Genomic DNA, 9038 nt, shown 5'->3' on the forward strand with positions numbered 1-9038 from the left:
GCTGCGTCGCCACGTCCGTTCACTCAACAGCGACTTCCGGCGACGTCGAGAGGCTGGGCATGCTCGCGGCGCCGCATCGGCGCTTCCACCTCAGCGACAAGGCTCACAGCAATTCGAACAGCAGCCGCAGGCTCGCGGTCGCGATTGCCGCCAATGCGACGGCCAGCGTGCCGTCGAGCACGGCCCCGATCGCCAAGCCGTTCGTTGTCTCCATCCATTGCGTGATTCTGGTCCACATAACGGCTCCCGCAATTATGAGTTGTCAGATTTCGGAGTTGTGTTCGCAAACATGGACGGCACGAAAATAGCTTTGGCCTCGGCGGCGTTACGGAGCATCCCGGCCTTCTTGAACGCATCGATACGCTCCGCGCCCGGGGGCATCGCTCGCGCCAATTCCAGGGCGTCATCTGCGCGTGTCTGCCAGTCGTGCATGTCGGGGCCGTTGATCGGACGCTTCATGGAATTCTCTCCGTTGGGGTGGCGAGGCCATTTGCTTCGAGCCACTTCTCGCTGCTGAAAAGCGCTCGGAGCGAGACGGCGATCTGGCGATGCTGGTTGCGGTCGGCGCCCACGGGCAGACCCCTTGCGAGCAGGATGGAGGCCCGCCGAAGATCGGCCAATTCCGTGGCGCTGTAGCGATGTTTGGAAATCGAAACGAGTTCGGCTTCTGACATAGCTCCCTCGCCAGGCGGGAGCATGACCGAACTCTCTGTCAGCGAATGCCAGGAAGACCGCCGATACCGAACCATACACCCGTCTATGTTCGAGAAGCGACTTAAATCGTTTGTCGCCTATCCGACATACAGCCGCCGGGAACTTCTCACCGGCATTGCCGTTGGGCCGCCCAACGTGATGGGCGCTATGGACAACTCAATATGTTGCCCACGCTGCGGATACCAGGTACCGATCCACGCGTCGAACGCGGGCCAGATCTGAACTACATTCGGTGCGCCGTGACATCGAGAAGCACGTCACCGCCGCCAGTCGTTCCGCTCTCAATTGCAGAATGAGATCAGACTCGGGTGCCATCGTATCGCCAGCTGCCCGGCGGCAACTTGCTTTCGGCAGAGGCGATCTTCGCCCTCTGCGCGGCTTTGACAATCCGCGCTCCGACAAACGGGATGCCCATTCTGCGGGCCTGATTCCTGACCGAGTTGCTGGGGCGATTGAAGGCGGCCGAGCATCTGGCCACAGATGCCCCCGACAGCACCATCTGCCTCAGCCGAACCAGCTCCTGCTCTGTCCAGCTCTTCACGATCGGTTTCATTGGCCGAGCTGCTTGCGAACGGCGGCGGCGCCGTTGCCGACTTTATCGACGGCCTTCTGTAGTTCGTCCTTTGAAACGCCGAGCTGTTTCGTCCAGTACTTGACCTCGTGATCTTCGTGCATATTGATCTTGCTGCGATCCTGCTGACCGGTCTTTTTGAGATCGTCCATGGTCGGGCTCCTCCGCGAAATACACTCCTTAAATGCGGCGAAGAAATTTAGGTTCCCCCAGTGCCGCAGGGGTTTTTTGTGTCGGGAACCGAACTCAGGAACCGTTTCGCCGACGCCAATCGCACAATCGGGAGATCACCTGTGCCGTCAATGCTCATCACGGCCGGCGCCGATCGACATGTCATCGACATCGCGCAGGTCCCGACTGGAACTAGCTCGGCGCGTCGTCCGCACGAGCGGAGCGCCATGCGGTATCAGCGGCAACAATCGAAACCCGGATATCGCTTCGCCCATCCGGGCTACGCCATCTACTGAGTATCGCCGCATTATGTCATGACATAATCCTCGACACCGCGCAATTTTGCCACTACATAAATCGGATGATCGCGTACGATCCGCGCCGTCACCACATCACTTGCGATCGCGCAAGCGCGCGGTGACGTTGCGCGAGCGCGGGCTGGATCTGGAAGCCGACGCCGACGCCGACGAAGCGTTCCGGGGGGACGTGGTGACAAAGGTCGATGACCGTTTCGACTATGGCGAGGTGCGCTACATCGCTGCCGGCCGCGTCCGGTCGAGGATGGTGTTGATCGTCTGGACCCCGCGTGGCGACGCCCGCCACGTCATTTCAATGAGATACTGCCATGCCAAGGAAGAAGCTCGTTGGCTCGCGCTCTTTCGGCGAGCCGCTGACTGATGACCCCGATGATGCGCCGGAAGTGCTCGATGAGTTCTTCCGGACCGGCGAGATCACCCAGGGCGCCAAGGTCATCCGGCGCGGGCGACCGCCGCTCGGCGACAAGCCGAAGGGCTCGGTGACGCTGCGGCTCGATGCCGACGTGCTGGAAACCTATCGCGCGCTCGGCAAGGGCTGGCAGGCCCAGCTCAACGCTGACCTGCGCCGTGCCCGCAAGCTGAAGAAGAGTGCGTGAGCGACCGCGCGTAACCGCATCGGCGAAACGACAGGCGGGATCGGCCATCTGCTACGCCGCGAGCGGCTCGGCGGCCTCCAGAGCTCCAAGGTCGATCATCGCCCAACCCAGAATCGCCAGAGCAAGCCCGTTCTGCAATATGCCGTCCGTTTGCGGGCCGACGGCCATCAGCGCCAGAACCGACGGCGCACCGTAATACAGGACGATCCAGAAGCCGGACTTGCCGCGGTCATGCAGCCGCCAGACGCCGATCACGACCAGCGCCACGCACGCCGCAACGAACATGAAAGCGCCTGCAATCGCCGCGATGGTGGCCGGGACATTCACCGGGCTCTGACTGGTCTGGTTGACCGTGCCGACGACCAGAACCAGCCCGACCATCGCGGCCAGTGCGCAAAGGCCGCTCCAGATCCAGTAGCGGGCCCGGCCCATACGGCCTTTGATGGCGGATGTGTTCTGCATGCGGATTGGTCGCGTGGCGCTTCGCGGGGTTCAATTGCGCGCCGCATGCATCATGTCCATGCAGCTTGCGTGCGATGCGTCATGCCCGGCAAAGCAGGCGCGCTCGCTGAATACCATGCGGGTCTTATTCACGCCCCGCTGCAACCAAATGCCCCGCCCGTCATTGTCAGGCGCATACGCCGGGTGACAGCCGGCCATAACGGGGATGTTGGACGCGGCGATTTTGCCGGCTTCTCGTCGCGACAGCAACGCATCGGTACGCGTCGCAATCTAACCCGTTCCCGGCGTATGCCCCTGTGGGCCCAGATCGTGTCGGTCATTTCCACGAGGACGTCGCATGCTCCACGACCTCATCACCCGGCGCCGGATGCTCGCCCCCGACCCGCGGAACTGGCGGCTGGTCGCGGCGCTCATGCTCGCGTTGCTGCTGGTGCTGGCGTTGGTCGCGCTCGCGTAACCCGTTAACTGCGCGTTAACCATCACGGCCCGGCCGCAGGAACGTGCCTTCGTCGCGCCCATTATCCCGGCGACCATGGAAATGGAGCTGACGCATGAAGGACGAGATCGCGAAAATCGACAAGGCTCTCGACGAGCTGCTGGTGAGTCTCGGCGGCATGGTGCTGCGACTGGCAAAGATCACCAAGACCGACGCGGAGACCCAGGCGCTGGCCCGCTCGGTGGACCAGTTCTCGACCTGTGCGCTCAATTCGACGGACGGCCGGGTGCTGACGCTGGCGGCGGAGCTTGAGGCGGCCCGGACCGCCGCCTGCACGACTCCCGCGAGGCCGCGGCTGCGCCTGGTGGTCAGCCGCTGAGGCGTGGCATCGCCACGCGCGCGCCGCGCACCTAGCGCGGCACCACCGCAGTGGCTTCGATTTCGACGCGGGCGGCGAGCTCGACCAGCCGCACCACCTGCACCAGCGCCATGGCCGGATAATGCGCGCCAAAGATCTCGCGATAGATCTTGCCGAGCGCTTTCAGGTTGCCGAGATATTCTTCCATGTCGACGACATACCAGGTCAGGCGGACCAGATGCTCGGGCTTGGCGCCGCCCTCGCTCAGGATCGCGGCGATGTTGCTCAGCGCCTGATGCACCTGGGCGGTGAAGTCGGCCGGCAGATGGCCGGCGGTATCCCAGCCGATCACGCCGCCGGTCACCACAATGCGGCCGTCGGCGCTCATGCCGTTGGCATAGCCCTTCGGCGCCGGCCAGCCTGAGGGCTGCAGCACACGCGGCGCCGACAGATGCGCATCGACCTTCGAACTCGGAACCACGGTCAGCGTGGGGCTCTTTGGCGCGGTCACCGGCAAATCTCCTTCGGACATAGATGTCTCATTTCATTCAGCAGCCGTCGCCATCTGGCGCAGCGCAAAGCGCTTCAGCTTTCCGGTCTCGGTCTTCGGCAGTTGCTCCACAAACGCGATGGCGCGCGGATATTTGTAGGGGGCGATCTCGCGCTTGACGTGGTTCTGCAACTCGAGGGTCAGCGCATCGTCTCCGGTAAAGCCCGGCGCCAGCACGACATAGGCTTTCACCAGCATGCCGCGCGCCTCGTCGGGCGAACCGACCACGCCGCATTCCGCCACCGCGGGATGGGTCAGCAGAGCGGCTTCGACGTCGGGGCCGGCGATGTTGTAGCCGGCCGAGACGATCATGTCGTCGGAGCGCGACTTGTACCAGAAGTAGCCATCCTCATCCATGATGAAGGTGTCGCCGGTCAGGTTCCAGCCGTTCTGCACGAATTTCGGCTGCCTGGGATCGGCGAGATACTTGCAACCGGTGGGGCCGCGCACGGCGAGCCGTCCCAGGGTGCCGGGCAGCACGTCGCGGCCCTCCTCGTCGATGATCTTGGCCTCATAGCCGGGCACCGGTCTGCCGGTGGAGCCCGGGCGAATTTCGTCCTCGGTGGCGCAGATGAAGATGTGCAGCATCTCGGTGCCGCCGATGCCGTCCATCAGCTTGATGCCGGTGGCCTTCAGCCAGGCGTCGTAGGTACCGATCGGCAAGGTCTCGCCGGCCGACACGCATTTGCGCAGGCTGGAGATGTCGTGGGTGCCCATCTTGGCGAGCATGGCGCGATAGGAGGTCGGCGCGGTGAAGCACACCGTGACCTTGAACTTCTCGATCGCCGGCGGCAACTCGTCCGGCCCGGCCTTTTCCAGCACCACGAAGGACGCGCCGATATGCAGCGGGAACAGCACGCCGCCGAAGCCGAAGGTGAAGGCCAGCGGCGCCGAGCCGATGAAGCGGTCGGACGGCTCGGCGCGTAGCACGTTGCGGGCAAAGCCGTCGCACACCGCGAGCATGTCGCGGTGAAAATGCATGGTGCCCTTCGGCTCGCCGGTGGTGCCCGAGGTAAAGGCGATCAGGCAGATATCGTCGGAGGCGGTATCGACCGCGGTGAAGTCCGGGCTGGCGTCGGCGATCAATGCCTCCAGCGACTCCGGCTTGCCGGTGCCCCAGTAGACGACGCGCTTCAGCTCGGGTGCGGCGGCTTTCGCCTTTTCCATTTCGTCGGACAGCTTGCCGTCGCACAGCGCCAGCGCGATCTTCGCCTTCTGGATCGGATAGGTCAGTTCCTTGGCGCGCAGCAGCGGCATGGTGGCGACGCAGACGCCGCCGGCCTTGATGACCGCGAGATAGGTGGCGACCATCATCGGATTGTTGGCGGAGCGCAGCATCACACGGCCGCCCGGCACCAGCCCGAGCTTGCCGACCAGCACGTTGCAGATCCGGTTCACCAGCGCCTGCAGCTCGCGATAAGTATAGCTGTCGGTGAGACCGAACATGCACGGCGCATCGCCGTGGCCCTCATCGACCCAGCGGTCGAGAAACGGCACCACGCAGTTGATGCGCGCGGGATATTGAAACTCCGGCCGGGTGAACAGAAAGTCCGGCAGCTGTTCGGGCGGCGGCATGTTGTCGCGCGCGAACGTATCGATATGGGCAGTGTAGGCCTTGGTGAGTCGAGCTTCGGCGACGGCCATTGCATGCTCCTGTCACGTCAAGACGCCCGGCAGCGTCATCTGAATATCATTTTAAACCTAAAACAAATTCGTGCAACTGGCACCAGCCGCCGGGTCGCGATTTTTTGCCCTGGCGGCGCGAGATGTTTAGGCAAACCCCGCCTAACGGCGCGCCAATTGCCTGATACGCAGCGTCATCGGCGATTGCGGATCGGCCAGCGGCGCGATCGCGGTAAAATGGTTGGCGTCGGGAATCACCTCAAACCGCGTCGCGATAGCACCACCCCACGCAGCGACGATGCTCTCGCTCTGGCGGAAATACTCCGCGCTCTCCAGAGCGCCGACCGCCGCGTCGAGGCTGCCGCGCACGGGCTTCGGCCACAGCAGCGGGCTCGCGCGCCGCGCCGCAGCATCATCCAGATGCAAGGCTGTGTTGATGCTGGTGCCGACCAGCGGCACCAGATCGAACAGGCCGGATATGGCATAGGCGGCGGCGATCAGATTGTCCGGCAACGCCGGATCGATGGCGCGCCAGTCGGTCGCCAGCATGCAGGCCGCAAGGTGTCCGCCGGCCGAGTGACCGCTGACCACCAAGGGCTGGCCGAGCTTTGCGAGTTCGCGCATCGCCAGCCGGGTCTGATCGATGATGTCGTCGACGGTGACCGTCGGGCAGAGATCGTAATTCGGGACGGCAACGCTGATGCCGTGGGCATTGAGGCCGCCGGCCAGATGGCTGAAGAACGAGCTGTCCAGCGCCTGCCAGTAGCCGCCATGGATGAACACGGCGATCGGCCCCTGCCCCTCGGCGGCAAAGAAATCGATGCTGTGGCGCGCGCCGGCACCATAGGGAATAACGTGCCAGCGCCCTGTCCGCGCCTCGCGATAGGCCTTGGCGTCACGCGCCCAGCCGGCGATCAGCGCCGGATTTTCCGGCACCCGCGCGCGGTTATTGTATTCGACCTCGTAATCGATCGCCACGTTCACGAGCCCTTGCCGGTTGCCGGCTTCTGCGCCGCCTTCTGCGCCGACGCCTTGGTCTTGGCCAGAAGCCGCATCAACTCGCGGACATCCTTCGGCGCCAGGTCGCCGAAGATTTCAGCGATCCACGTCTCGTGTTCTTCCGCCATCTTGCGAAACTCGGCGCGGCCGCTCTTGGTCAGGCGGATCACCTGCACGCGGCGATCGGCCTCCGAGGTGCGACGATCGATATGGCCGGACTCCACCAGCCGTTCGACCAGGCCGGTGACATTGCCGTTGGAGACCATCATGCGCTTGGAGACATCCGACAGCGTCATGCCGTCCGGCACCTTGTCGAGCTGCGCCATCAGGTCGAAGCGCGGCAGCGTCACGTCGAAGCGCTCGCGCAGGCGGCTGCGCACTTCGCCCTCGATGAGGGTCGTGCAGGTCAGAAGCCGCAGCCACAGCCGCAACTCGTCGCCGTGATCTTCGGAATGCTCGGAGGCCTTGGTTTCGGAATCGAGATCCATGATGCGATGTTACCTCCCGAGAACCTTCGCGGCAGCAACGGAGCGCAGCAATCCACAACTCGCCGCGCATGCGCCAGCCGATCCTTTTGACCTTCAAGGAATTCCCGGACGTCCGCAAGTCAAAACGCCGCAGCCACCCGACTGGCCTCCCCGGCAAACTTCTTTAAGGTTCAAAGAAATTGGCGCGCCGCTTGCATGGGGTTTCCGGTCGGGCTGCCCGCCTTTGGTTTGCTTGCGGCGGCAGCCATCATCGGAATAAGCTGCCGTCGAAGGCTGAATTTGGGTTGGCGGAATTTCGGCGCAATGCGCGGCCGAGCAGAGGAGAAGTCATGAAGCAGCATGTGAAACTCGCCGGACTTGCCGTCCTGGCAAGCGTGATCGCCGGACAGGCGATGGCGCAGGAGAAGATCAAGGTCGGCGTGATCGTGTCGCTGTCGGGCGCCGGCGCCGTGCTCGGCCAGCAGGCCCGCGACGGCTTCAACCTCGCGGTCAAGGATCTCGGCGGCAAGATGGGCGGCAAGGACGTCGAAGTCATCGTCGTCGACGACGAGCTGAAGCCCGACGTCGCCGTCACCAAGGTCAAGGCCCTGCTGGAGCGCGACAAGGTCGACTTCGTGGTCGGCCCGATCTTCTCCAACATCCTCGGCGCCATCCACAAGCCGGTGATCGAGAACAAGACCTTCCTGATCAGCCCGAATGCCGGTCCATCGAGCTTCGCCGGCAAGGAATGCAGCCCGTTCTTCTACGTCACCTCGTACCAGAACGACCAGATCCACCAGATCCTCGGCAAGGTCGCGCAGGACCGCGGCTACAAGAAGGTCTATCTGATGGTGCCGAACTATCAGGCCGGCAAGGACTCGGTCGCCGGCTTCAAGATGGACTTTAAGGGCGAGATCGTCGAGGAATCCTACATTCCGCTGGGCAACCTCGACTTCCAGGCCGAACTGTCCAAGATCGCATCGATGAAGCCCGACGCCGTGTTCACCTTCATGCCCGGCGGCATGGGCGTCAATCTGGTCAAGCAGTACAAGCAGGCCGGCCTGTCCGACCGCATTCCGTTCCTGTCGGCCTTCACCGTGGATGAATCCACGCTGCCGGCGCAGCAGGACGCAGCGGTCGGCATGTTTGGCGGTTCGAACTGGGCGCCCAACCTCGACACCGCCGCCAACAAGAAGTTCGTCGCGGAATACGAGAAGGCCTACAACAGCGTGCCCGCCACCTACGCATTCCAGTCCTACGACGCGGCGATGCTGATCAACAGCGCCGTCGTCGCCGTCAAGGGTGACCTGTCGGACAAGGCCAAGGTGAGCGCGGCCATGAAGAAGGCCGACTTCACCTCGCTGCGCGGCGGTTTCAAGTTCAGCGGCAACGGCTATCCGATCCAGGACTTCTACCTGACCAAGGTCGCCAAGCGCGCCGATGGCAAGTTCCAGACCGAGATCGTGGAAAAGGTATTCACGAACTACGCCGACAAGTACGCCAAGGATTGCGTCGCGCAGTAAGCAAGCACGATTGCGGAGCCGCCGCTTCTCCCTCTCCCCGTCCTTCACGGGGAGAGGGTCGGGGTGAGGGGCTCTTCCGATCCGCGAAGACCGCAGTTGAGTTGAGCGCGTGCCCGGCCCCTCACCCGGATATCGCGCTGCGCGCGACATCCGACCTCTCCCCGCAAGTGCGGGGAGAGGTTACTAAGCCCGGACGCGGCGACGGATTTCAGCCACGCGAACAGGTTCGCTGGCGCAATTGGTAACCAGGC

The 9038-nt window shown here is 63.7% G+C and carries 14 protein-coding genes; 4 read left to right on the forward strand and 10 right to left on the reverse strand.

Annotated features, from left to right (window positions below; translation table 11 throughout):
* Nucleotides 1–103: 103 nt before the first annotated feature.
* The 4 genes from ACUXVA_RS29100 to ACUXVA_RS29115 form a co-directional block, all read right to left on the reverse strand.
* Nucleotides 104–238: a hypothetical protein gene (locus tag ACUXVA_RS29100; RefSeq protein ID WP_265082435.1), complete on the reverse strand. Its 135-nt coding sequence runs from the start codon at nucleotides 236–238 to the stop codon at nucleotides 104–106.
* A 14-nt stretch (nucleotides 239–252) separates the two neighbouring features.
* Nucleotides 253–459, reverse strand: a complete 207-nt coding sequence (locus tag ACUXVA_RS29105) for a hypothetical protein (protein ID WP_265082434.1) — start codon at nucleotides 457–459, stop codon at nucleotides 253–255.
* The gene (locus ACUXVA_RS29110) at nucleotides 456–674 is read right to left on the reverse strand and encodes a hypothetical protein (RefSeq protein ID WP_445489701.1); all 219 of its coding nucleotides are present in this window, start codon (nucleotides 672–674) and stop codon (nucleotides 456–458) included. Before ACUXVA_RS29110 ends, ACUXVA_RS29105 begins: the two co-directional genes overlap by 4 nt.
* A 589-nt stretch (nucleotides 675–1263) precedes the next feature.
* Nucleotides 1264–1437, reverse strand: coding sequence for a DUF3606 domain-containing protein (locus ACUXVA_RS29115; protein ID WP_265082432.1), 174 nt, complete (start codon nucleotides 1435–1437; stop codon nucleotides 1264–1266).
* Between the two features lie 436 nt (nucleotides 1438–1873).
* On the opposite strand from ACUXVA_RS29115, the gene ACUXVA_RS29120 reads away from it, so the two are divergent.
* Nucleotides 1874–2134 carry a BrnT family toxin gene (locus ACUXVA_RS29120; RefSeq protein WP_445489704.1) on the forward strand — a complete coding sequence of 87 codons (261 nt, stop codon included), beginning with the start codon at nucleotides 1874–1876 and terminating at the stop codon, nucleotides 2132–2134.
* Entirely contained in the window at nucleotides 2082–2369 is a 288-nt protein-coding gene (locus ACUXVA_RS29125) for a BrnA antitoxin family protein (RefSeq protein WP_445489706.1), read from the forward strand. Before ACUXVA_RS29120 ends, ACUXVA_RS29125 begins: the two co-directional genes overlap by 53 nt.
* A 51-nt stretch (nucleotides 2370–2420) precedes the next feature.
* On the opposite strand, the gene ACUXVA_RS29130 is transcribed toward ACUXVA_RS29125, so the two are convergent.
* A complete protein-coding gene (locus ACUXVA_RS29130) occupies nucleotides 2421–2831 on the reverse strand; it encodes a DUF805 domain-containing protein (protein WP_265082430.1) in 411 nt (136 codons plus the stop codon).
* A gap of 551 nt (nucleotides 2832–3382) precedes the next feature.
* Here ACUXVA_RS29130 and ACUXVA_RS29135 point away from each other — a divergent pair.
* A complete protein-coding gene (locus ACUXVA_RS29135; protein ID WP_265082429.1) occupies nucleotides 3383–3646 on the forward strand; it encodes a hypothetical protein in 264 nt (87 codons plus the stop codon).
* A 31-nt stretch (nucleotides 3647–3677) separates the two neighbouring features.
* On the opposite strand, the gene ACUXVA_RS29140 is transcribed toward ACUXVA_RS29135, so the two are convergent.
* The 5 genes from ACUXVA_RS29140 to ACUXVA_RS29160 all read right to left on the reverse strand — a co-directional run bounded on the left by ACUXVA_RS29140 (nucleotide 3678) and on the right by ACUXVA_RS29160 (nucleotide 7626).
* Nucleotides 3678–4157 (reverse strand): RidA family protein, encoded by a 480-nt coding sequence (locus ACUXVA_RS29140; RefSeq protein ID WP_413776455.1) that lies wholly within the window; start codon nucleotides 4155–4157, stop codon nucleotides 3678–3680.
* Nucleotides 4158–4169: 12 nt separating this feature from the next.
* Entirely contained in the window at nucleotides 4170–5819 is a 1650-nt protein-coding gene (locus tag ACUXVA_RS29145; RefSeq protein WP_445489709.1) for an AMP-binding protein, read from the reverse strand.
* Nucleotides 5820–5960: 141 nt separating this feature from the next.
* Entirely contained in the window at nucleotides 5961–6782 is an 822-nt protein-coding gene (locus ACUXVA_RS29150; RefSeq protein ID WP_265082427.1) for an alpha/beta hydrolase, read from the reverse strand.
* A complete protein-coding gene (locus ACUXVA_RS29155; RefSeq protein ID WP_265082426.1) occupies nucleotides 6779–7285 on the reverse strand; it encodes a MarR family winged helix-turn-helix transcriptional regulator in 507 nt (168 codons plus the stop codon). The genes ACUXVA_RS29150 and ACUXVA_RS29155 overlap by 4 nt, the downstream gene beginning before the upstream one ends.
* Before the next feature lie 170 nt (nucleotides 7286–7455).
* Nucleotides 7456–7626, reverse strand: a complete 171-nt coding sequence (locus ACUXVA_RS29160; RefSeq protein WP_265082425.1) for a hypothetical protein — start codon at nucleotides 7624–7626, stop codon at nucleotides 7456–7458.
* On the opposite strand from ACUXVA_RS29160, the gene ACUXVA_RS29165 reads away from it, so the two are divergent.
* Nucleotides 7615–8787 (forward strand): ABC transporter substrate-binding protein, encoded by a 1173-nt coding sequence (locus tag ACUXVA_RS29165; protein WP_445489712.1) that lies wholly within the window; start codon nucleotides 7615–7617, stop codon nucleotides 8785–8787. The two genes, ACUXVA_RS29160 and ACUXVA_RS29165, sit on opposite strands and share 12 nt — an antisense overlap.
* The last annotated feature ends 251 nt before the right edge of the window (nucleotides 8788–9038 follow it).

Source organism: Rhodopseudomonas sp. RCAM05734, assembly GCF_052658035.1.

Excerpts from the sequence above, each read along its gene's own strand:
- ACUXVA_RS29140 (WP_413776455.1), bottom strand. The coding sequence starts at position 4,157 with ATGTCCGAAGGAGATTTGCCGGTGACCGCGCCAAAGAGCCCCACGCTG.
- ACUXVA_RS29145 (WP_445489709.1), bottom strand. The coding sequence starts at position 5,819 with ATGGCCGTCGCCGAAGCTCGACTCACCAAGGCCTACACTGCCCATATC.
- ACUXVA_RS29165 (WP_445489712.1), top strand. The coding sequence starts at position 7,615 with ATGAAGCAGCATGTGAAACTCGCCGGACTTGCCGTCCTGGCAAGCGTG.
- ACUXVA_RS29155 (WP_265082426.1), bottom strand. The coding sequence starts at position 7,285 with ATGGATCTCGATTCCGAAACCAAGGCCTCCGAGCATTCCGAAGATCAC.
- ACUXVA_RS29115 (WP_265082432.1), bottom strand. The coding sequence starts at position 1,437 with ATGGACGATCTCAAAAAGACCGGTCAGCAGGATCGCAGCAAGATCAAT.
- ACUXVA_RS29135 (WP_265082429.1), top strand. The coding sequence starts at position 3,383 with ATGAAGGACGAGATCGCGAAAATCGACAAGGCTCTCGACGAGCTGCTG.
- ACUXVA_RS29110 (WP_445489701.1), bottom strand. The coding sequence starts at position 674 with ATGTCAGAAGCCGAACTCGTTTCGATTTCCAAACATCGCTACAGCGCC.
- ACUXVA_RS29130 (WP_265082430.1), bottom strand. The coding sequence starts at position 2,831 with ATGCAGAACACATCCGCCATCAAAGGCCGTATGGGCCGGGCCCGCTAC.
- ACUXVA_RS29125 (WP_445489706.1), top strand. The coding sequence starts at position 2,082 with ATGCCAAGGAAGAAGCTCGTTGGCTCGCGCTCTTTCGGCGAGCCGCTG.
- ACUXVA_RS29160 (WP_265082425.1), bottom strand. The coding sequence starts at position 7,626 with ATGCTGCTTCATGACTTCTCCTCTGCTCGGCCGCGCATTGCGCCGAAA.
- ACUXVA_RS29105 (WP_265082434.1), bottom strand. The coding sequence starts at position 459 with ATGAAGCGTCCGATCAACGGCCCCGACATGCACGACTGGCAGACACGC.
- ACUXVA_RS29100 (WP_265082435.1), bottom strand. The coding sequence starts at position 238 with ATGTGGACCAGAATCACGCAATGGATGGAGACAACGAACGGCTTGGCG.